This is a genomic window from Emcibacter nanhaiensis (genome assembly GCF_006385175.1).
GTDB lineage: Bacteria > Pseudomonadota > Alphaproteobacteria > Sphingomonadales > Emcibacteraceae > Emcibacter > Emcibacter nanhaiensis.
On sequence record NZ_VFIY01000015.1, the window covers coordinates 153,491 to 174,949 of the forward strand.

The following is a 21,459-nucleotide window of genomic DNA, read 5'->3' on the forward strand; positions in this document are numbered from 1 at the left end:
AATAAATAGAGCGGATGGTGCCTGGGGGCGTAAGTACCAGAGAGTTTCGGACGCTTTGACCGTTACTGCCAGATTTTTTCCAGGGTTTTTCTGAGCGACTCCGAGCTGCTGTCATCCAGGTTTCGCATCAGCCATTTCTCGTTGACGTCAATATGTTCCCAGATCTTGCGCACGACCTTTTTACCTTCTTCAGACAGGTGAAGGCCCTGGGACCTGCCGTCCAGCGGCTTTTTGTTGATGAAGCCCCGGTCATTGAGGACGGCGACGAGCGGCGCCATATTCGCGCTTTTGATGCCCAGCGCCCGGCCGATATCGCTCTGTTTCATGCCGGGATTGGCCTCGACCATGACAAGAACCGATGTTTCAGTAACCTTAAGGTCAAGTTCGCTGAATCCCTCGCCCAGCTGTGATAACATGGCAGCGGAGGCCCGGCGCAAATGATAGCCCAGAAGTTTTTCAAGTGGATTGGAAACAGTCATGGTTATACGCTTGGTTTTTTCTTTATGTTTATTACTCATGTCGAGAATATGCAAATTTTTGTTGTAAATGACAATCCTAATGTTATTATGTATAGCTATGTAATATAGCATTCTTGAAGTGCAACACATGTCCGGGCCGCCGGGGATTCCCCGAGGCAGGCATGGTTTGCGTGGATGGTGACAATAAAAATGGCTCGGGGCGGCACATCGGGGGAGGTCATGATTGAGACCGAAAGAATCGTTGTGCGCGCTCAAAGCCGGTTGTGATTATAATCAACAAGGACATGAATGATGAGCGAAGCCACTGATGTAGTAGCCTTTAAGGTCGAAGACGGGATTGCCTGGGTAAAATTCAACCGCCCGGAAAAGCGTAACTGTATGAGCCCCACCCTGAACCGTCGCATGATGGAAGTGCTCGATGAGCTGGAATTCCGCGATGATGTGGGCGTGCTGGTGCTGAGCGGTGAAGGAACCGCCTGGTCCGCCGGTATGGACCTCAAGGAATATTTCCGTGAAACCGAAGCCCTGGGGCTGAAGGGTGTCCGCAAATCCCAGAGCGAAAGCTACGGCTGGTTCCGTCGTCTGCGCCGCTACCAGAAACCGACCATCGCCATGGTCAACGGCTGGTGTTTTGGCGGCGGGTTCGGTCCGCTGTTTGCCTGTGACCTGGCCATCTCTGCCGATGAAGCAAAATACGGCCTGTCTGAAATCAACTGGGGTATCCTGCCCGGCGGCGGCGTGACCAAGGTTGTGGTCGACCTGCTGCCGATGCGTGACGCCATGTGGCTGACCCTGACCGGCGAACTGATCGACGGCAAGCAGGCCGCGGCAATGCGCCTGGTGAACGAGAGCGTGCCGCTGGAAAAACTGGAAGAGAGGACCCGCGAAGTGGCCAATATCCTGCTGGAGAAAAATCCGGTCGCCCTGAAATATGCCAAAGATGCGGTACGCCGTGTCGGTGACATGTCCTATGACGATGCCGAGGAATATCTCGTGCGGATGCAGGAAGCGGCCAACTCTTTCGATAATGAAGGTCGCAAGGAAGGCATTCGTCAGTTTATCGATGAGAAAAGCTACAAACCCGGACTCGGCGCCTACAAGAAAGACAAGTAACGGGATCAAACATGATCGACCATGTTGCCCTGCAGTCGGGGCTGCAGCCTGACAGGATAGCGATACGCGACCTGAATACGGCGCGGGAATGGGACTATGCCGCACTGGACCAGGCCATCGGCCAGTGCGCAGCTGTCCTGCGCGCCAACCCGGCGCTGGCGCATGGCGAGCGTGTGGTGACTCTGGCCCACAATTGTGCGGAGTTGGTTATCCTGCATCTGGCCTGCGCGCGCACGGGCCTGATCTATGTGCCGCTCAACTGGCGGCTGAGTGCGGCGGAGGTGGAGTCCCTGATCGAGGATTCGGACCCGAAGCTGCTGGTCGGGGACAGCTGCCTTGATGCGATCGATTCCGATGTGCCGCGCCTGTCGGTGTCTGAACTGACGGCGGCAATAGACAAGGCCGAACCTCTGCCCCATGCACCGTTCGATCGGGATAATATATCGCTCATTCTCTATACCTCCGGCACCTCCGGCAAGCCCAAGGGCGCGATGTTGAGCGAAAAGAACCTGGACCAGACGGCCTATAATTTTTCCATCCTGGGGCGGGTGACCCATGAAAGCGTATTCCTGTGTGACTCGCCCATGTTCCATATCATCGGCCTGATCACCAATGTGCGCCCCACTTTCATGCGCGGGGCCATGCTGATCATTTCCGAAGGATTTGATGCGGCCCGCACCCTGGCTCGTCTTGGTGATCCGGACCTGAAGGTGACCCATTATTTCGGTGTGCCGCAGATGGCGGCGCGCCTGCGCCAGGAGCCGGGCTATGATCCGGAAAAACTGCGCAATATGACCGCTATTTTTACCGGCGGGGCGCCTCATCCCGAGGCGGATATCCGGGCCTGGGTCGATGACGGGATCTCGGTGGTGGACGGATTTGGCATGAGCGAGTCCGGCACCACCTTCGGCATGCCGATCGAACGCGACCGGATCCTGGCCAAGGCCGGTTCGGTTGGTCTCGGCACACCGTCTGTAGAAGCCCGTATTGTAGATGCCCAGGGCAATGACTGTCCGGTCGATGTGGCCGGGGAACTTCTGCTGCGTGGCGACAATGTCACCCGCGGCTACTGGCGGCGTGAGGAAGCCACCATTGACGCCTTTACTGAAGATGGCTGGTTCAAGACCGGCGATGTGGCGTGCCGGGATGCGGACGGGTTCTACTATCTGGTCGACCGCAAAAAGGACATGTTTATTTCCGGCGGGGAGAATGTCTATCCGGCGGAAGTGGAAGCCGCCTTCGCCGGCATGGAAGGTGTGATCGAGGCGGCGGTGGTCGGCGTGCCCGATGAACGCTGGGGTGAAGTCGGGCATCTCGCCGTAGTGTGCAAGGAAGGCTATGCCGTCGATATGGACACAGTCCTGGCCTGGCTGGAGCCAAAGCTGGCCCGCTACAAGCTGCCGAAACACCTGACTCTCCTTCCGGCCCTGCCACGTACCGGATCCGGTAAAGTGCAGAAGCAGGAATTGCGGGCACTTCTGATGCAAAAAGAAAAGTAGAGACCCACAAACGTTTGCAAAATCAAAAACGATAGGGCAAGGTTCTGCAATCTGAATTGAGCAGCGCAACGAATAACGACAAAACGAGTGATGTAACTGGGAATGGGAGACAAGCAGCATGAACACTGATCCGCGCGATATTATTGATCGCGAACCGATGAGCGGCTTGCAGATTTTTGCGGTCGGCATTTGTATCTTTTTGAATGCTTTGGACGGGTTTGATGTTCTTGCCATCACCTTTGCAGCGCCGGGTATCGCTGAAGACTGGGGTCTCGGCGCAGATGCAATTGGCATTGTACTGCTAACCGGCCTCGCCGGCATGGCGGCCGGATCGCTGTTCCTGGCGCCGCTCGCGGATCGGTTCGGCCGGCGTGCTGCCATTCTTGGCAGCCTGGTCACCATGGGGGTCGGCATGCTGTTGTCGGCAACGGCGATGGATATCATCACCATGTCCGTCTACCGGGTAATTACCGGCCTGGGTATCGGCGCCATGTTGGCCTCGATCAACGCCATGGCGGCGGAATATTCCAATGCCAAGCGGCGTGATTTTGCCGTCAGTCTGATGACCATTGGCTACCCGGTCGGCGGGGTGCTCGGCGGGTCCGTGGCTGTTGTTTTGTTGCAGCATTACAGTTGGCATTCAGTGTTTGTCTTTGGTGGTCTGGTGACCCTGGCCATCATTCCCCTGGTATTGCTGTTCCTTCCGGAATCCATTGAATTCCTCAGCCACAGCAAGGGTGCAGCCGCCCTTGACAAGATCAACAAAATCCTGCGCCGGATGAAGCACCAGCCGGCGGATCATATTGCAGAACCCCATGCTGAAGAGGCCCGGGCCGGTTTTAAAGAACTGTTTGCCACGGGGCAGCGCAACAAGACTCTTGCCTTGGCATTCAGTTACTTCCTGCATATCACGACCTTCTATTACGTATTGGGGTGGGTGCCATATATTGTCACTGAGCTTGGTTTTGACAAAGCTGTGGGGACTTCGGTTTCCGTTTGGGTCAATATCGGCGGGATTATTGGCGGCAGCATCCTTGGCTGGGTGGCTACCTTCTTTGGTATGAGAAAATTGGTGATTGGAATTATGCTGGCGACCGCTGCAGCGGTGATTGCCTTTGGTCAGGTCACACCGCAGATCGAACTGTTGAAACTTGTCGGATTTATCCTGGGTTGCTTTGTGTTTGGTGGTGTGGTCGGTCTTTATGCCCTCATCGCCAAGAATTTTCCGACCAAGCTTCGGGCCAGCGGTACCGGATTTGTTATTGGTATGGGCCGCGGCGGTTCCTTGATTTCACCCGCCTTGACTGGATACCTGTTCGCTTTGGGCATGGATCGGGGCGGCGTCGCCATTATTATGGCCATGGGCTCTATCATCGCCGCAGTTGCCTTGATTTTTGCCAAACAACTGCAGGATGATGTTCAGGCGGAAAAATAACCCAAATTTCGAGGATGAATCCATCAAGCCGGGCTGCCAGGGCCCGGCTTTTTCTATTGCTTAGTCCTGCAGGACATATTGGCCGGGGGCCTTGTCAATCAGCGGCAGGACCACGCCGGTCGCGCCCATGCTCGGCGGCGGAACGGGTTCGCCGGAGCGTTCGTCCAGCCATGCCACCCAGGCCGGCCACCAAGAGCCTTCCCGGAGCGGGGTATTCTGGATCCAGCTGTCCGGATCTTCATACTGGTCATCCGCACTTCTGGTGGAGATCTGGTAAAAACGGCCCGGATGGCCGATTTCCGACACAATGCCGGCATTATGGCCGCCACTGGTCAGCAGGAAGGTAACCTCCGTATCGGACAGCTGATGCACCTTGTAGACCGAGTGCCAGGGCGCCACATGGTCCCACTGGGTGCCGACGGCAAAGATCGGGACCCGGATATCGCTCAGGACCACCGGTTTTTCGCCGACCCGGTAGCGCCCGGCAGCGAAATCATTGTTGAGGAACAGCTCGCGCAGATATTCGCTGTGCATGCGGTAGGGCATGCGGGTGGCATCCATATTCCAGGACATCAGGTCGTTGAGTTCCTGTCGTTCGCCTATCAGGTAATCGTGCACCATGCGCGACCAGACCAGGTCGTTGGAGCGCAGGATCTGGAACGCGCCGGCCATCTGGTTGGTATCCAGATAACCCTTTTCCCACATCATGTCTTCGAGGAAGGTCAGTTCGCTCTCATTGATGAACAGGGTCAGTTCACCGGCCTCGGTAAAATCGGTCTGGGCCGCGAGCAGGGTCATGGAGCCAATCCGGTCATCGCCATCCCGGGCCATGGCGGCGGCGGCGATGGACAGCAGGGTGCCGCCCAGGCAGTAGCCGACCGCATGAACCTTGCGTTCAGGCAGGATGGCGGAAATGGCGTCCAGTGCCGCCATTATCCCCAACTGGCGATAATCATCCATCCCGAGGTTGCGGTCGTTTTCGTCCGGGTTCTTCCAGGAAACCATGAAGACGGTGTAGCCCTGTTCGGTCAGGTATTTGACCAGCGAGTTATGGGGGCTGAGGTCGAGAATGTAATATTTCATGATCCAGGCCGGTGCGATCAGGATCGGCTCCGGCCGCACCTTGTCCGTGGCCGGCTTATACTGAATCAGCTCAATCAGCCGGTTGCGGAACACCACGTTGCCCGGGGTAACGGCGACATCCTGGCCGACTTTGTATTTGCTGGGCTTGTTCATTTTGCCGTCGGTCATGTCGATCAGGTCTTCCAGATAATTCTGGAACCCGTGAACCAGGTTCATGCCTTTTTCCTGCCAGGTTTTTTCAATGACTTCGGGATTGGTCCAGAGGAAATTGGATGGCGAAAAGATATCCAGCAACTGGCGGCTGGCAAATTCAAGGACATTTTCATGCTGCCGGGTGACGCCGCGTACACCGGTGGTCGCATTGTGCCACCACTGCTGGTTCAGCAGGAAGGATTGATACATCAGGTTATAGGGCCATTTGTGCCAGGCCTCATCCGAAAAACGCTTGTCCTGCGGCAGGGGTTCAATGCAGGGCTTGTGATCTCCCTCGCTCAAGGCGCATTTTGCGGCATGAGTGGCGAGGCGGGCCGTCTTGCGGGCGGCCTTGTTGACCAGCTCCGCCTGTTTGCCGGGGGAAAAGGCGAGGTGAACGGCCCAGTCCATCCAGGCGTTTGTCAATGCCATCGGCGACAGGCCGGCAGTGGATCGGGCGACCGCAGCATGGACGGTGCGATCGAAGGCATCGGCCAGCGGGTGCTCCGGTTCCCGTTCCTGGCCAGAGGGGCGGGTCAGAAGCTGTGCTGACTCCTGCGACTGGATGACAGCAGGCAGTTCGGTGTCTTCTTTTGTAACAAGGGATTTCCCTGTCATGGCGTAGCTCATTTCCAATAGCGGACCAAAATTAAAAATTCGAGACGGATTATAGCATATTTTGCTGCAGTGCAACAGAAATAGTTTATGCCGATCAGGCCAGTCCCGCCAAGCAGTTTCAAGCCTGCGATTCTCACCGCACAGTGCTGAAATATCAAGGTTATACGGCGATAATGAACCTGTTCTGCCTGCGGGGAAATGATATTGGTCAATTGTGAAGTTTTTATAGCAGCTATAATATGGGCGTATTTTCGTGTAGACTCGTAAACTATTGTGCAAGGCAAAATGGCAAGGCGGCAACCGACCAATGACCATACGAAATATTGAAAAACTCTTTTCGCCCTCGTCCGTGGCCCTTTACGGCGCCAGCGACCGGAAGGGCTCCATCGGCCGGACAGTAATGAATAACCTCTATGCCGATTTCAAGGGCACGGTCTGGCTGGTCAATCCCAGCCATTCGGAGATTGCCGGTGTTCCCTGTTACAGGGATACCGCGAGCCTGCCCGGCATTCCGGACCTGGCGGTCATTGCCGTGCCGCCGCGATATGTGCCGGACATTATTCGTGATCTCGGGGAAAAGGGGACCCGGGCGGCGGTGGTGATTACCGCCGGGTTCCGCCAGGAGGGGTTGACCGATGAGCTGGTGGAGGCGGCGAAACGCCATGACCTGAGAATCATCGGCCCCAACTGTTTCGGGCTCTTGGTGCCCGGTACCGGTCTCAATGCCAGCTTTGCCCATGGCATGCCGCTGAATGGTGAACTCGCCCTGTTGTCCCAGTCCGGTGCCATCATCAGTGCCATTCTCGACTGGTCGCGGGATGCCGGCAAGGGCTTCTCCGCCATGGTATCGATGGGCGACATGGTCGATGTGGACCTGGGCGACATGCTGGATTATCTGGCGGCGGATACCCATACCCGGGCCATCCTGATGTATCTGGAGCAGGTGACCGATGCCCGCAAGTTCATGTCCGCGGCCCGGTCGGCCGCACGGGTCAAGCCGGTGATTGTGATCAAGTCCGGTCGCCACGCGGAGGCCGCCAAGGCGGCCCATTCCCATACCGGCGCGCTGGCCGGATCCGATGCGGTCTATAATGCCGCCTTTCGACGGGCGGGAATCCTGCGGGTGACCGACCTGGAGGATCTGTTCGATGCCGCAGAAATCCTCAGCCACCTGAAAGCGGTACACGGTGACCGGCTGGCCATCATCACCAACGGCGGCGGCGCCGGGGTGCTGGCGGTGGACCGTCTGATTGATTTTGGCGGCACCCTGGCCGACCTGTCGGAAGAAACCCTTGCCCGGCTCGACCAGGCCCTGCCGGACAACTGGTCCAAGGGCAACCCGGTTGACATTATCGGCGACGCCGGCCCCGAACGCTATGAGCAGGCCATGGAAATTGTGCTCGAGGATCCCTGTGTCGATGCGGTGATGGTGATCAACTGTCCGACGGCGCTGGCGTCCAGTACCGAAGCCGCGAAAGCCACCCTCAGGAGTATCGACCGCAACAATCGCAAATTCATCCATCCCAAAGCGGTGCTGACCGCCTGGCTGGGCGACGGCGCTGCCCAGGAGTCCCGGGCCCTTTTTGCGGCGGAAGGTTATCCCACCTTCCATACCCCGGAGGATGCAGTGCGCGGGTTCAGCTACCTGACCCGCCATGCCAGGGACCAGCGGGCGCTGATGCAGACGCCGCCGAGCCTGCCGGAAGGATTTCACACGGATGCTGCCGAGGCGCGCAAAGTCATTGCCGCGGCAACCGGTTCCGGCCGGACCCTGCTGACGGAACCGGAGGCCAAGGCGGTGCTCAAGGCGTATGGCATTCCCACGGTGGAAACTGTCATTGCCGCACATCCGCAAGAGGTTGAAAAAGCGGCACAGCAGTTCCTGGCCCGGGGCTGCAAAGACGTGGCGGTCAAGATATTGTCGGTTGATATATCCCACAAATCGGACATGGGCGGCGTCAAACTCGGGCTGTCTGACGCGGCGACGGCACGGCAGGCGGCGGAAGAGATGCTGGCGGCCATTGGCGCGGCGCTGCCGGAGGCCAACATCGAGGGCTTTACGGTGCAACCCATGATCCGGCGGCCTGGCGCCCATGAGCTGATCATCGGGGTCAGTGAAGATGCCACGTTCGGGCCGATCATCATGTTCGGGGCCGGGGGTACGGCGGTGGAGGTGATCCGGGATACGGCTATGGCGTTGCCGCCGCTGGACCTGAAGCTCGCCCGCGACCTGATGGAAGAGACCCGTGTATTCAAGCTGCTCAAGGGTTATCGGGACCGGCCGGCGGCGCATCTGTCCGCCATTGAACTGGCCCTGGTGCGGATATCGCAGATGGTAGCGGAGCTGCCGGAGATCACCGAACTGGATATCAATCCCCTGCTGGCGGATGAGGCCGGGGTGATCGCCCTCGATGCGCGTATTGTTGCCGGCGGTGGTGAGGCGGCGCCGGAAGGAAAACTCAATCCCCGGCTTGCTATCCGCCCCTATCCCTCTGAGTGGGAACAAAGGGAAACCTTGCCGGAAGGGCGGAGCATCCTGATTCGGCCGATTCGGCCCGAGGATGAAAAATATTATGATGTCTTCATGGAGAAAACCGATCCCGAGGATATCCGGCTGCGCCTGTTTGTGCCGTTGCGCAAGCTGCAGCATGAATTTATCGCCCGCCTGACCCAGATCGACTATGCCCGCGCCATGGCCTTCATTGCCATTGACCCGGATTCCGACGAAATGCTGGGCATATCCCGCCTGGCCGCCGACCCGGACAATGTAAGGGCTGAATATGCCGTTATCACCCGCACTGACATGAAAGGGCACGGCCTGGGCTGGGCGCTGATGCAGCGGCTGATTCACTATGCGGAGGCGGAAAAAATCGAGGAGCTTTGGGGACAGGTGGCCATTGAAAACCACACCATGCTGCAAATGTGCCGGGAACTCGGTTTCGAGATCCATCAGGAGCCGACCGATGCCAGCCTGAAGCTTGTCACCCTGTCTCTGCCGGTCAAGAAGCCCTAGTCTTCTTCCCGCAGTTCTCCGACTTCGAGGATGGGGGAGGCGTCAAGTTCTTCGGCGTCCATCATGGCGGCGACCCGCTGCAGGGAGCTGACCAGCATCTGGCGTTCCCAGTTTTCCAGCTTGCGGTACTGGCGCAAAAAACCGGACTGCAGAAGCTCCGGCGCTTCTTCCAGTCGCCTGAGTCCTTCCTCGGTCAGGCAGGCATGGACAATGCGCCGGTCTTCGTCGCTGCGGGTGCGCCGGGCCAGGCCCGCTTTTTCCAGCCGGTCCAGGATCGAGGTAATGGTAGCCTGGCTCAGGGCGACCTGGCGGGCGATGGCGCTGGGCGGCATTTTGCCCTCCTTGCGCAGGGCCTGCATCACGACAAGCTGCGGTGCAGTCAGACCCGAGGTTTTGACCAGCTGTTTGGATTGCAGGTCAATGGCCCGGATGATGCGCCGGATGGATATCAGGATGTCGTCGTAATCGGTCATTGGTCGCTTGTTGTCTACAAATTGAGGCGACAAATCTAGCGATAAAAGCAGTGACAGGCAATCTTCTAGTCTGTAGCCAAGACCACAATACTATCGAGAAGAAGGTTGGCGCCGCGTTCCACATCATCCCAGTGGGTCCATTCATCAGGGGCATGGCTGACGCCATTGACGCTGGGCACGAAAATCATGCCGGTGTCGGTAATTTCGGCCAAAAACTGGGCATCGTGACCGGCCCCGGACGGCATCAGCATGTGACTGTAGCCACGACCTTCCGCCCGCTGCTTGATGATGTCGACGACCTTGCTGTTGCAGTAGCTGGGCTCGAGCCAGCTCATTTGTTCGTATTCAAACATCAGGCCGTGCTTGCGGGCGATTGAAGACAGGACCCGGCGACAGGCCTGGGCCAGTGCTTTCATGACGCCAGGATCAAGGTCGCGCCCGACGATGGTGAAATCCACCTCCCCCGGGACAGTATGGGGAAAGCCCGGCTTCAGTTCGACAAACCCGATGGTGATTCTTGACTTTTCTGTGCCTTCCTCGTCAATGATGCGCTGGATCTCGTGGGTGAAATCGGCCAGCCCGAGGAAGGCGTCGCTGCGCATGTCCATGGGGGCGGTGCCGGCATGGTCCGCCTTGCCGATCAGCCGCACCATCCATTTGAAGACGCCGGAAATCCCCTCGACAATGCCGATCGAGGTGCGTTTGCTTTCCAGCACCGGGCCCTGCTCCACATGCAGTTCGAGAAAGGCCCGGAGCTCGTCCGGCGAACGACGGGCATGCATGACCTCATGATAGTCAAAGCCGTGACGGGCCATGGCGTCCTTGAGCAGTTCGCCACTGGAGTCCTGTGCGCGTTCCAGCCAGTCAAGAGTAACCTTGCCCGAGATGGCCTGGGCACCCAACATGCCGCCGAACCGGCCCTCTTCCTCGCTGGTGGCGACGATCTCGATGGGATAGTCGAGATGGATGTCGTTTTCCCTGATGGTGCGAATACATTCCAGGCCCGCCACCACGCCGAGGGCGCCGTCAAAAATGCCGCCGGCGGGCACGGAATCCAGGTGGGAGCCGATCATGACACAGGGCTTGTTGTCCGGTCCCATCCGCCCGAACACATTGCCGGCACCGTCCATATGGGTTTTCATGTCCATGGATGTGAAGGTTTCCATCAGCCAGCGCCGCGCTTCCATGTCAGCGTCGCTGAAGCCCTGGCGGTAGACGCCGCGGTCCTGTTCGTTGAATCCGAATCTGGACAGGGCAAGCAGGTCCTTTTCGATACGTTCAACGGAGACATTCGGCATTTTTATAACGTCCTGTGGTATTTTGCGGAAAATTACACATTGAATTATGGCACAGGATATTTCAGAACAAAATATTTGAATTCAAATAATATATCCTTATGATGTGGTCATGAAATCGGGCCTCCGGTCCGCCGAGATGCAGAGATTGCCGCAAAAATCAGGAGAAATTGGTCGTTAGCGACGGCGCATCTAATCTTTTATGATTCTTCGTGTTATAACTATAGCAGTTGTTTATCTGGCATCGGTTTCCACACTTTCTGCCGGATCCCTCCACATTGCAGATGATGGACTTACCGCAGGCTATGTCACTCTGGCCTGGCCGGAGGCAAAGGGTTCTTCCTTTCAACTCGAATTAAAATCTGAACACGGCTGGCGCACTCTCTATCAGGGGGGTGACCGGGCGACGACATTGACCGGGCTTTCCGATGGCAGCTACCAGGTGCGTCTGCTGTCTGCAAATTCCCCGGCCGTAGCGGAAGATGTGCTGACTTTTGAGGTTCGTCACCACCCGCTCGGTCAGGCAATGGCTTTCTTCGGGGCCGGGGCCGTCATTTTTATCATCCTGCTGGTGCTGCTGCTGCGCGGCAGCCGTAATACGGATCATATTTCTTCAGTTACAAGCGGGCGGAGCCATATCTGATGATGAATGCCGATGCTGTCATGCCGGCGTCCATCGCCTGGCTTATAATTGGTGGTTTCTCCCTGTTGTGGGTGTGGCTCGGTTGGTGGCTGGGACGGAAAAATGACAGCCTGGAAGATTATATGCTGGCCGGGCGCAAGGTCGGCATGGGCTTTGCGGTGGCGACAGCCATGGCGACTTGGGTGACCAGCAACACCACCATGACCGCCCCGCAGCTGGCCTATCAGCTGGGGATCTGGGGCATGGCCGGCTATTCGCTGGGGGCGGTGGGCCTGTTGTTGTTTGCGCCGCTGGCCCGGCGCATTCGGGAAATGATGCCCCAGGGCTATACCAGCGGTGATTTTATCCGTCTGCGCTATGGCAATATGGCCTGGCGGGTGTTTCTGCTCATTTCCCTGTTCTACAGTCTCGGTTGGCTGATCAGCCTCGGTATGGCCGGCGGGTTACTGATTAATGCCCTGAGCGGCATTCCCTATTTTTACGGTATGACGGTGATTGTGGCGATCTGCACTCTCTATACCGTGTTTGGCGGTCTCAGGGCGGTGATCGGTACCGACTTCGTGCAGACGTTGCTGATCCTCGTGGGCATTGTCCTGCTGGGTATCCTGGTGATTCATGAAGTGGGTTTTGAAGTCATTCACAGCCGTTTGCAGGAGGAACGGCCGGAGCTCCTCAACCTGCTGCTGCCGGCGTCGATCATGTTCCTGTTCAACAATCTGTTCTTCGGGGTCGGGGAGATTTTCCATTCCAATGTCTGGTGGTCGCGGGCCTTTGCGTTTGCCCCCGGCGTCGGCTTTCGGGCCTACCTGCTGGCCGGGTTTTTCTGGTTGCCGATACCGATTGTCGCAGGCTTCATCGCTCTGGCGGCACCGGCACTCGGCATCAATGTGCCGTCGCCTGATATGGTGGCGCCGCTGGTGGCCGGAAAAATGTTCGGCCTGATGGGGGCGATCCTGGTGTTTGTGGTGGTTTTTGCCGCCCTGGCCTCCAGCCTGGACAGCGTGCTGGCCGCCACCAGTGACCTGATTGTCAAAGATATTTACAAGGGCCATTTCCGCCGGGCGGCCACGGATGCCGAACTGCGCAAGGCGGCGGTCTGGATTATCCTCGGGCTTGGCCTGTTTACCTGGGCGCTGAGCCTGCCGCGACTGGCGACGCTGGGCTCCCTGCTGCATTTTACCGGCGCCTTTGTCGCCAGCACCATCTGGCCGATCACTATCGGTCTGCTGTATCGCAAGGGCAGCGGACTTCTGGCTACCCTGGCCATGGTACTTGGTACTGCCAGCGGGCTCTACGCGTATTTTGCCATTGGTTTCTATGTGGCGGCGCTTGTTTCCGCTGCCGTATCCATGATCGTCATGCTGTTTGCCTTTACCGGCCGGCGGGCCTTTGACTGGGCCCTCCTGAGGGAGAACGGCGATATTAAAAATGGAGAGATAAAATGATTTCCGTCATTGGGCTGGAGGCGCTGGTATTGCCTGCATTGGCACTGACCTGTGTGGCTCCGGTCGTTCTTGTCTATCTGGTTCTACGTGATATACGGGAGAAGTCCTTATGGTAAATGCAGAAAAGGCCATCACCGAAGGGGCGGCCGCTTTCGATCGGGAACGCCCGGATATTTATGGCGACGCTCATCCGAGGGATTTGCTCCGGGCCATTACCGAAGAACATGAGCATCTTCAGGCCCTGGCCAACCGTCATGTGGCGTCCGCCGCCCAGTTTGACCGCGACCAGTTATTGCAGCTGTTCCGGCTGGCGGCAAAATATGAAGCCAACCCGGACCGGTTCCTGACCCCGATCAAGCCGCTGTCCGGCAAGCTGCTGATCAGCGCTTTTTACGAACCGTCGACGCGGACAAGGCTCAGTTTCGAGAGTGCCTGGCATCGCCTTGGCGGCGATATCATGTCCATCACCGACCGTACCACGACCGGGATCGCCAAGGGGGAAAGCCTGTCCGACGTGGCCGAGATGTTCAACAACTACGGCGACTGCGTGGTGCTCAGGGACAGCAACGAGGATTCCGTGATGCAGATGATGCGCAGCCTGCGCATCCCGATCATCAATGCCGGTAACGGCACCGACGAGCATCCGACCCAGGCCATGTCCGATCTGTACACCATCCTGAAATGGCGCCCCGCCCTGCTGGAGGAGAAGCCGGAAGACCGGATCAAAATCGGCATCATCGGCGTGCCCCGGCGCATGCGCACGGTGCGCAGCCTGCTGAAACTGCTGTCCCGCTTCCCCGGCATGATCGACGAGGTGGTGGTGATCCATGACGGGCAGGACAAGGAACTTTACAGCCCGCAGCAGCGGGAAAGGTTGATGAAGGATGGTCTCAAGCTGCGCGAAAGCACCGACCTGGCGGCGGAACTGCCCGAGCTGGATGTGGTCTATATCAACGCCATTGCCTGGGTGAAGGATGACTTCGAGGTCATGGGCAATAACCTGAAGCTGAACAGCAAGTCCCCGCTCAAACCGTCCGCGATCATCCTGCATCCGCTGGCGCGGGGCGACGAGCTCTGCACTTCGCTCGATGATACGCCCCATAACTGGTACTTCGCCCAGGCCCGGGGCGCCGTTTTCATGCGCATGGCGTTGCTGACCTGCATGGTGCAGCGGACCGAAATGGTGATGGATGTGCTCTGATCACGTTCCAGCACCCAAACAGATATCTGATTTAACCTGAAACCGAGAGAGCAGAATTTATCATGTGCGGCATCGCCGGAGTATTTTATCTCGACAAGCAACGTCCCGTTGACCCCCAGATTCTGGCCAATATGGCGGCTATCCAGTACCATCGCGGCCCGGACGGCTTCGGGGTGGAAGTTATGGACGGCCGGGGCGCGGGCTTTTCCCATGCCCGTCTCAGCATCATCGACCTGAATGAAAACCGGGCGCGCCAGCCCTTTCGCAACGCGGACGACACATTGCTGCTGGCCCATAACGGTGAATTTTACGACTACCAGCGCATCCGTACCGATCTGACCAGCCGCGGAGCGCGGTTCGCCACCAAGAGCGACAGCGAAATCATCCTGCATCTTTATCCGCGTTTCGGGCTGGAGGAAACCTTGCGGCGGCTGCGCGGCGAATTCGCCTTCGCCCTGTATGATGTCCGGGAAGACGCCCTGCATCTGGTGCGGGACCGGTTCGGCATCAAGCCGCTTTACTACCATGCCAGCGATGACGGGGTTGTGTTCGGCTCGGAGGTCAAGGTGGTGATGGCCCATCCCGAGGTGTCGCGCAGTTTCAATAACGAAGGCGTTCTGCACCAATTGATGCAGGTGATGGTGCCGGGGACGACGGCCTATGACGGCATTCACCAGGTCAAGCCCGGCCATGTGGTTACCTTCCGGCGGCAGGGCAGCAGCTGTGTCGTGGAGGATCGCCCCTATTGGGACTTCGAATTTCCGGAAGCCGGTTATCATGCCGGTGACAAGAGTGAGGAACAAAGCATCGAGACCGTCCGCGAGGGCCTGACCGAAGCAGTGCGCCTGCGTCTCGAGGCGGACGTGCCGGTGGGCTGTTACCTGTCCGGCGGGGTGGACAGCTGTTCCATTATTGGCCTGTCTGCCGCCATGCGCCAGGATCCGGTCAAGGCCTTCACCATCGGCTTTACCGATACGGATTATGACGAGACGCCGATCGCCCGGGAAATGGCCCGGGCCACCGGCGCCGACCAGGACATCCTGCGGCTCGACGGCAGCCATCTTTACGGTCATTTTGAAAAGACCATCTGGCATACGGAACGGACCATTTACAACACGCTGGCGGTGGCCAAGTATCTGATGAGCCGGCATGTGCGCGATGTGGGCTACAAGGTGGTGGTGACCGGCGAGGGCTCCGACGAACTGTTTGCCGGTTATCCCTCCTTCCGCCAGGACCTGTTTATGCACGGCCTTGATGACCTTAATGAGTCAGAACGGAAAAAATGGGAAGCCATGCTCGGCGAGAGCAACGCCCTGTTCAAGGGCGCCATGCTGGCCGCCGAGGAGCACAATGATCTTTACCTGACTGATCGGGTCGGGTTTACACCGGCCTGCCTGCAGCCGTGGCTCAGTTGTGAGGAGACCGCCCGGACCGTGCTCAACGCCGACCGGCGCGAGAACCTGGCCGGCTATAAACCGGGCCAGGCCATTGCCGAACGGCTGGACCGCAACATGCTGGACGGCCGCCATCCGCTGGACCGGGCGCAATATGTCTGGTCCAAAACCATGCTGGAAGGCCAGATCCTGACCTGGGGCGGCGACCGCGTCGACATGGCCAACAGCATGGAAGCGCGTCCGGCCTTCCTGGATCATCACCTGGCCGAATCGGCTACCCGGATTCCACCGCTGCACCGGATCAAAGGCCGGCGCGAGAAATACGTCCTTAAAGAAGCCATGAAGGGCCTGCTGCCCAAGACTCTCTATGAGCGGGAAAAGTTCGCTTTCATGGCGCCGCCCGCCACCGTCAACAAGGATAAATGGTCGGCCATGATGGAGCTCGCCGCCGACTTCCTGAGCGAGAAGGCGGTGCTGGAGGCCGGTGTGCTGGACCCGTCCGGGGTGCAGCGCCTGATCACCGAAGCCCAGGAAGACACGACGCCGCGGGCCCGCCTGGTGCAGCTGGACGCCATGATCAACCATATGCTGGGGGTGCAGATCCTGCACCGGAATATGATTGCCGCCGATATCCCCGCCCTGGCCGCTAAACGGGCGCAGGACCTGGGCTGGGTGGTGTGACCTGCTGAGGACGCCGGGTTGTTGCGCCGGTGAGGACCAGCTTCCGAACTATGCGCATGGACAACCACAGGGATGATCTGTTAAATTAATCCTGTTTTGTTTGTCATGTACATTGGCTCAGGGGGTGCGGCATATGGCGACTACCAGATTCAATCAAGAAATGATGCAGGAACTCGAGCAGCTCCTGGCGGAGCTCTATGGCATTTTGTCGGAGAACAGGCCCCAGCTTGAACAGGCGTCTGTCAGGTCGGAACTTGTCAGGCTGCTGTCCTGGGCGGAAAGCGCCTATGCCGGCAGTGCCAGCGCCGAACGGCTGCTGGAGGGCAAGGGGCCGGAACTGGTGGAGCATATGAAGAACTGGGTCGAACTGGCCGGCAGGGAATATATGGATCTGGAAGACGAAAGCCCGACAACCGCGCCTGCCGGTGAACCGGAACCGCAAAAACTGTATGAGACCGCAGGCAAGCTTGAAGACGTCATGAAGACACTCTCCCACCTCAAACAAAAAGCTGAATAGTAATCTCTTCACCGGAAAGGATCGCAAAATGACCGGGTCTGAACAACAAGGTAAAACCATCCTCGAAGCCGTCGGCGTTTTTAATGATGTCAGGAGCCTGCAGGCCGCCATAGACGATCTGCAGGAGCATGGGTTCATGCAGCAGGAGCTGAGTGTTCTGGCGGGGGACAAGGCCATCGAGGAAAAGCTGGGGCATATTTACCAGCGGGTGGAGGAAGCCGAAGATGACCCGGAAGCGCCGCGGAAGGTATTTGTGCCTCTGGAAAATATTGGCGATGCCGAGGGCGCGCTGCTGGGCACGCCGCTCTATATTGCGGCAACCTCGGCAACGGCGATCACCGTGGCGTCCGGTGGAACCATCCTGGCGGCGATCTTTGCCGCGGCGGCAGCGGGCGCAGTCGGGGCGGCCATCGGCTCGATACTGGCCGGGCTGGTGGCAAAAAATTATGCCGACGAGATCCAGGAGCATCTCGATCATGGCGGTTTTTTGTTGTGGGTGAACCTGAGGACGCCGGAACTGGCGGAAAAAGCCCGGGAAATTATGGGGCGGCATTCCGCCCATGACGTACATATGCACAAGATCCCCCTCGCCGGATAATGAACGTTTCTTTCTGGCACCCTTTTATCGCTGCCATGCTGGCGGCCGGTGTGACGACGACCGGTTTGCTGGTTATCCGGCGTTTTGAGGACTGGGCCAACCGCAACAGCATCTATTTCTCCTCCTTTGCTGCCGGCGTACTGATTTCGGTGTCCTTTCTGCATCTGATTCCGCGGGCAGTCAGCATGACCGAAATGGCGCCAGTCTATCTGCTGGCGGGTTTCCTGTTCCTGCATCTCTGCAACCGCTTTATTACCGCCTATGTCTGCGACCGGCCGGAGCGGGCCCGCTACGGCATTGGCCTGATCCCGATGCTGGGGATCGGCCTGCATTCCTTTATTGACGGGATGGTCTACAGCGTGACCTTCACAGTCAGTGTCTTCACCGGAACACTGGCCGCCATCGGCATGATCCTGCATGAATTTCCGGAGGGGATTGTCACTTATGTATTGCTGCGCAAGAGTGAGTTTGAGCCCCGGCGTGCGTTCGCCTGGGCTTTTGTTGCCGCGGCCATTACGACACCGTTGGGGATGCTGGCGTCCTATCCCTTTATCAGCCGCATTGATGATGTCCTGCTGGGGAATTGCCTGGCATTATCCGCCGGGGCGCTGATTTATGTGGGCGCAAGCCATTTGTTGCCGCGGGTGGAGGCCCAGCCCGGTCGGTACAGCTTTATCACAATGGCGGCCGGCATACTGGTGGCGATTGTCATAGTATTGAGCGCAGGATAACAACAATCTTGTTTTTCATTATATGCCACCGTGCATAGGCTACATGAATATTCTTATATATCAATTAATTAATAATAATTTTACCCTTTTGCTCGACAATCCGCTGCAAATAATAATCAAGACGCAATGAATAGTAATTTGTAAAAAAGCGGGAGTCGGTTGTGCTTAGTAAAATCGTGAAGAGCGCACGCAACGCCGTGCGTGACGAGCAGGCAGGGGATACGCTGAAAGCGTTATCAAAATCACAGGCCATCATCGAATTTGAACCGGACGGGACTATCCTGGACGCCAACGAACTGTTCCTGAACTCGGCGGGGTACAGTCTTTCCGAAATCACCGGGCAGCACCACAGCATGTTTGTACAACCAGCTTACCGGGACAGCGTAGACTACAAGCAGTTCTGGCAGGAACTGCGTCAGGGAGAACATCAGTCCGCTATCTTCAGGCGTGTCGGCAAGCATGGAAAAGAGCTTTGGCTGCGGGCAACCTATGTGCCGGTAGAGAATTCCGCCGGACGGGTGACCAAAGTGGTAAAATATGCCACGGATATTACCGAACTGCAGAACGGCAATATCGATGCGGCCGGCAAGCTCAAGGCGCTTGACCGGGCCCAGGCCATTATCGAGTTTGAACTGGACGGTACGATTATTACTGCCAACGAGAATTTCCTGAATACTATTGGCTACAGCCTGGAGGAAATCCGCGGTAAAAAGCACAGCATGTTTGTTGACGAAAAGGAACAAAACAGCACTGACTATCAGCAGCTTTGGAATGACCTCAGGGCCGGCCAATATAAGAATGCTGAATACAAGCGGGTCGGCAACGGGGGCCGGGAAATCTGGCTGCAGGCCACCTATAATCCCATAATGGATGACGACGGCGTTCCTGTCCGGGTGGTGAAATTTGCCAATGACATTACAGAACAAAAAATGCGCAATGCCGATTACGCGGGCAAGATCGACGCCCTCAACAAGGCGCAGGCTGTCATTGAATTTGAGCTGGATGGCACTATTCTGACGGCCAACGAGAATTTCCTGAAGGCCGCTGGGTATCGCTTGGACGAAATCCAGGGCAAGCATCACAGCATGTTTGTAGACGAAGAATTCAAAACCAGTGCGGATTACAGGAAATTCTGGGAAAACCTTGGCAACGGGATATTTCAGGCCGATGAATATAAACGTATCGGCAAAGGTAATCGGGACATCTGGCTGCAGGCGACCTATAATCCAGTTCTTGATCCCGAGGGTCGTCCTTTCAAGGTTGTCAAATTTGCCTCGGATGTGACCGAGATGGTCAAAGCCCGGCAGGAGCGGGAGCGGGTCGGCGCTATCGTTGATGAAAATCTGGACAAGATCCTGAAAACGGTCAGCGAGGCCAATGCCAAGGCCGGGTCGGCGGCCAGTGCCTCCACCCAGACGGACCAAATGCTCCAGGTGGTTGCCGCGGCGGCCGAGGAGTTGAATGCCTCAATTCACGAAATTACCGACAGCGTGGCCCATGCCCGCAAGGCGGCGGACCAGACTTTTACCGAAACAGAGTCCATCAACAGTTCCACCATGGAACTGAGCGATGCGGCCGAAGCCATGAATCGGATCGTGGTGCTGATCGAGGATATTGCCTCCCAGATCAACCTGCTGGCACTCAATGCGACCATTGAGTCCGCCCGGGCGGGCGAGGCCGGCAAGGGCTTCGCCGTGGTGGCCGGTGAAGTGAAAAACCTGGCCAATCAGGTGACGGATGCCATCGGGCAGATTTCCGGAGAAATCAACCGAATGCAGAATGTGTCCGGTGAAGTGGTCAACCGGCTGGGTTCCATCAGTTCGGCAATCGGCGAACTGCAGGGCAATGTGAACGGCATTGCCGACGCTATTGAGGAACAGGGTGCGGCAACCCGGGATATTTCCTCCAACATGCAGACGGCGGCGACGGCGGTTGCCGATGTGAACAAGAACCTGACGGACCTGTCCGGCGATATCGATGTGTCCAACCGTTATGCCCAGGAAGGCATCGATCTCTATCGCAGCCTGCAGGCCTGACGACAGACCGGACTGGAAAAGCAAAACGCCCCGACGGATCGGGGCGTTTTTTTGTGGATCGGGCGTGTGTTTCTTTATTTCTTCGGCACCAGGGCGATGACGCGCAGCGGGCTGCCGGAACCGTCCTCCACTTTCAGCGGGGCGGCGATGATGAGGGCGCCCTTGGCCGGCAGCAGGTCCAGGTTGGTCATGCACTGCAGGCCGTATTTGCCGGCGCCGTGCATATAATGGTGACAGGGATACTGGGGCTCGAAGGCAAAGGCCTGGCCGGCGTCGGTGCCGACGCATTCGGTGCCGAAACCAAGCACGTCGCGGTCATTGACCATGAACAGGGTGGCTTCGGTGTCCGGTCCCGGCGAATGGGCGCCGTCTTCCTGCATGTTGGTATAGTTGCCGGCCGGGGCCACTTTGCGCCAGTCGGAGCGCAGGAACACCCAGCTGCCGGCTTCGATCTTGCCATTCTCTTCCTCCCACTTGAGCAGGAACTCCTTGGTCAGGATAAAGCCCGGATCGGCGGCCACTTCCTTTGAACAGTCAATCACACATACCGGGGCGATGAAATCCTTGAGCGGCATGGTGTCGACACTATTGTTGGGCAGGTCCTTGCCGGTGACCCAGTGAATCGGCGCGTCGAAATGGGTGCCGGTATGTTCGCTGAAGGACAGGTTGTGCCAGTACCAGGCCGGGCCGTTCTCATCATAGCGGGAGATCACTTCCTTTTTGAACCCCCAGGCCTGGCCGAATTCTTCCGGCAGCTGGATTGTCGGATATTCAGGGCGCAGGGTTTCGGTGAGGTCAACCACTTCAACTGAGCCGGAGGCCAGGGCGTCCATCAGAAGAGCATTTACATTGCTGTCAGTCATGTTTCATTCCCATCCTAGGTTTGTATGCGCCGCCCGGGGCGGCAGGAAATTTAATTTGCCATTTATTTTATTTATAAAGTAATCAGCGTCAAAATCATATAGCTTCGTTATATAGCAATAATATCGCCAATAATTGGATTTGACAATTTT

17 protein-coding genes are annotated in these 21,459 nt (G+C 57.7%); 12 read left to right on the plus strand and 5 right to left on the minus strand.

What is annotated here, in order from left to right; translation table 11 throughout:
- Positions 1–62 precede the first annotated feature (62 nt).
- Entirely contained in the window at positions 63–479 is a 417-nt protein-coding gene (locus FIV46_RS12660; RefSeq protein ID WP_181163229.1) for a MarR family winged helix-turn-helix transcriptional regulator, read from the minus strand.
- Between the two features lie 288 nt (positions 480–767).
- Here FIV46_RS12660 and FIV46_RS12665 point away from each other — a divergent pair, with 288 nt between their 5' ends.
- The 3 genes from FIV46_RS12665 (at position 768) to FIV46_RS12675 (ending at position 4,526) form a co-directional block, all read left to right on the plus strand.
- On the plus strand, positions 768–1,592 hold the full coding sequence (locus tag FIV46_RS12665; RefSeq protein ID WP_379954911.1) for a p-hydroxycinnamoyl CoA hydratase/lyase: 825 nt from the start codon (positions 768–770) through the stop codon (positions 1,590–1,592).
- 11 nt (positions 1,593–1,603) lie between these two features.
- The gene (locus FIV46_RS12670) at positions 1,604–3,091 is read left to right on the plus strand and encodes an AMP-binding protein (protein WP_139941301.1); all 1,488 of its coding nucleotides are present in this window, start codon (positions 1,604–1,606) and stop codon (positions 3,089–3,091) included.
- 118 nt (positions 3,092–3,209) lie between these two features.
- A complete protein-coding gene (locus FIV46_RS12675) occupies positions 3,210–4,526 on the plus strand; it encodes an MFS transporter (RefSeq protein ID WP_139941302.1) in 1,317 nt (438 codons plus the stop codon).
- 60 nt (positions 4,527–4,586) lie between these two features.
- Here the strand turns inward: FIV46_RS12675 and FIV46_RS12680 are convergent, their stop codons facing one another.
- Positions 4,587–6,419: a PHA/PHB synthase family protein gene (locus tag FIV46_RS12680; protein ID WP_139941303.1), complete on the minus strand. Its 1,833-nt coding sequence runs from the start codon at positions 6,417–6,419 to the stop codon at positions 4,587–4,589.
- Between the two features lie 307 nt (positions 6,420–6,726).
- Here FIV46_RS12680 and FIV46_RS12685 point away from each other — a divergent pair, with 307 nt between their 5' ends.
- Complete coding sequence (locus FIV46_RS12685; RefSeq protein WP_139941304.1) at positions 6,727–9,432, plus strand: bifunctional acetate--CoA ligase family protein/GNAT family N-acetyltransferase; 2,706 nt, start codon at positions 6,727–6,729, stop codon at positions 9,430–9,432.
- Here the strand turns inward: FIV46_RS12685 and FIV46_RS12690 are convergent.
- Together FIV46_RS12690 and FIV46_RS12695 are read right to left on the minus strand one after the other, a co-directional pair.
- Positions 9,429–9,905 (minus strand): MarR family winged helix-turn-helix transcriptional regulator, encoded by a 477-nt coding sequence (locus FIV46_RS12690; RefSeq protein ID WP_139941305.1) that lies wholly within the window; start codon positions 9,903–9,905, stop codon positions 9,429–9,431. The two genes, FIV46_RS12685 and FIV46_RS12690, sit on opposite strands and share 4 nt — an antisense overlap.
- 65 nt (positions 9,906–9,970) lie before the next feature.
- Positions 9,971–11,203, minus strand: coding sequence for a Zn-dependent hydrolase (locus FIV46_RS12695; protein WP_139941306.1), 1,233 nt, complete (start codon positions 11,201–11,203; stop codon positions 9,971–9,973).
- Positions 11,204–11,612: 409 nt separating this feature from the next.
- Between FIV46_RS12695 and FIV46_RS12700 the strand changes: the two genes are divergently transcribed.
- From FIV46_RS12700 to FIV46_RS12735, 8 genes are all read left to right on the plus strand, one after another.
- A complete protein-coding gene (locus FIV46_RS12700) occupies positions 11,613–11,843 on the plus strand; it encodes a hypothetical protein (protein WP_139941307.1) in 231 nt (76 codons plus the stop codon).
- Complete coding sequence (locus tag FIV46_RS12705; protein ID WP_219846112.1) at positions 11,843–13,288, plus strand: sodium:solute symporter family protein; 1,446 nt, start codon at positions 11,843–11,845, stop codon at positions 13,286–13,288. The genes FIV46_RS12700 and FIV46_RS12705 overlap by 1 nt, the downstream gene beginning before the upstream one ends.
- Positions 13,289–13,397: 109 nt before the next feature.
- Positions 13,398–14,489: an aspartate/ornithine carbamoyltransferase family protein gene (locus FIV46_RS12710; RefSeq protein ID WP_139941308.1), complete on the plus strand. Its 1,092-nt coding sequence runs from the start codon at positions 13,398–13,400 to the stop codon at positions 14,487–14,489.
- A gap of 62 nt (positions 14,490–14,551) precedes the next feature.
- Entirely contained in the window at positions 14,552–16,564 is a 2,013-nt protein-coding gene (asnB, locus tag FIV46_RS12715) for an asparagine synthase (glutamine-hydrolyzing) (RefSeq protein ID WP_139941309.1), read from the plus strand.
- A 133-nt stretch (positions 16,565–16,697) separates the two neighbouring features.
- Positions 16,698–17,081, plus strand: coding sequence for a hypothetical protein (locus tag FIV46_RS12720; RefSeq protein WP_139941310.1), 384 nt, complete (start codon positions 16,698–16,700; stop codon positions 17,079–17,081).
- Between the two features lie 28 nt (positions 17,082–17,109).
- Positions 17,110–17,679 (plus strand): hypothetical protein, encoded by a 570-nt coding sequence (locus tag FIV46_RS12725; RefSeq protein ID WP_139941311.1) that lies wholly within the window; start codon positions 17,110–17,112, stop codon positions 17,677–17,679.
- The gene (locus FIV46_RS12730; RefSeq protein WP_139941312.1) at positions 17,679–18,410 is read left to right on the plus strand and encodes a ZIP family metal transporter; all 732 of its coding nucleotides are present in this window, start codon (positions 17,679–17,681) and stop codon (positions 18,408–18,410) included. The genes FIV46_RS12725 and FIV46_RS12730 overlap by 1 nt, the downstream gene beginning before the upstream one ends.
- A 161-nt stretch (positions 18,411–18,571) precedes the next feature.
- Positions 18,572–20,446, plus strand: coding sequence for a methyl-accepting chemotaxis protein (locus tag FIV46_RS12735; protein WP_219846113.1), 1,875 nt, complete (start codon positions 18,572–18,574; stop codon positions 20,444–20,446).
- A 74-nt stretch (positions 20,447–20,520) separates the two neighbouring features.
- On the opposite strand, the gene FIV46_RS12740 is transcribed toward FIV46_RS12735, so the two are convergent.
- Entirely contained in the window at positions 20,521–21,309 is a 789-nt protein-coding gene (locus FIV46_RS12740; protein WP_181163231.1) for a cyclase family protein, read from the minus strand.
- Between the last annotated feature and the right edge of the window lie 150 nt (positions 21,310–21,459).

Coding starts and splice junctions, on each gene's coding strand:
- FIV46_RS12660 (WP_181163229.1), bottom strand. CDS start 479: ATGACTGTTTCCAATCCACTTGAAAAACTTCTGGGCTATCATTTGCGC.
- FIV46_RS12665 (WP_379954911.1), top strand. CDS start 768: ATGATGAGCGAAGCCACTGATGTAGTAGCCTTTAAGGTCGAAGACGGG.
- FIV46_RS12670 (WP_139941301.1), top strand. CDS start 1,604: ATGATCGACCATGTTGCCCTGCAGTCGGGGCTGCAGCCTGACAGGATA.
- FIV46_RS12675 (WP_139941302.1), top strand. CDS start 3,210: ATGAACACTGATCCGCGCGATATTATTGATCGCGAACCGATGAGCGGC.
- FIV46_RS12680 (WP_139941303.1), bottom strand. CDS start 6,419: ATGACAGGGAAATCCCTTGTTACAAAAGAAGACACCGAACTGCCTGCT.
- FIV46_RS12685 (WP_139941304.1), top strand. CDS start 6,727: ATGACCATACGAAATATTGAAAAACTCTTTTCGCCCTCGTCCGTGGCC.
- FIV46_RS12690 (WP_139941305.1), bottom strand. CDS start 9,905: ATGACCGATTACGACGACATCCTGATATCCATCCGGCGCATCATCCGG.
- FIV46_RS12695 (WP_139941306.1), bottom strand. CDS start 11,203: ATGCCGAATGTCTCCGTTGAACGTATCGAAAAGGACCTGCTTGCCCTG.
- FIV46_RS12705 (WP_219846112.1), top strand. CDS start 11,843: ATGATGAATGCCGATGCTGTCATGCCGGCGTCCATCGCCTGGCTTATA.
- FIV46_RS12710 (WP_139941308.1), top strand. CDS start 13,398: ATGGTAAATGCAGAAAAGGCCATCACCGAAGGGGCGGCCGCTTTCGAT.
- asnB (WP_139941309.1), top strand. CDS start 14,552: ATGTGCGGCATCGCCGGAGTATTTTATCTCGACAAGCAACGTCCCGTT.
- FIV46_RS12720 (WP_139941310.1), top strand. CDS start 16,698: ATGGCGACTACCAGATTCAATCAAGAAATGATGCAGGAACTCGAGCAG.
- FIV46_RS12725 (WP_139941311.1), top strand. CDS start 17,110: ATGACCGGGTCTGAACAACAAGGTAAAACCATCCTCGAAGCCGTCGGC.
- FIV46_RS12730 (WP_139941312.1), top strand. CDS start 17,679: ATGAACGTTTCTTTCTGGCACCCTTTTATCGCTGCCATGCTGGCGGCC.
- FIV46_RS12740 (WP_181163231.1), bottom strand. CDS start 21,309: ATGACTGACAGCAATGTAAATGCTCTTCTGATGGACGCCCTGGCCTCC.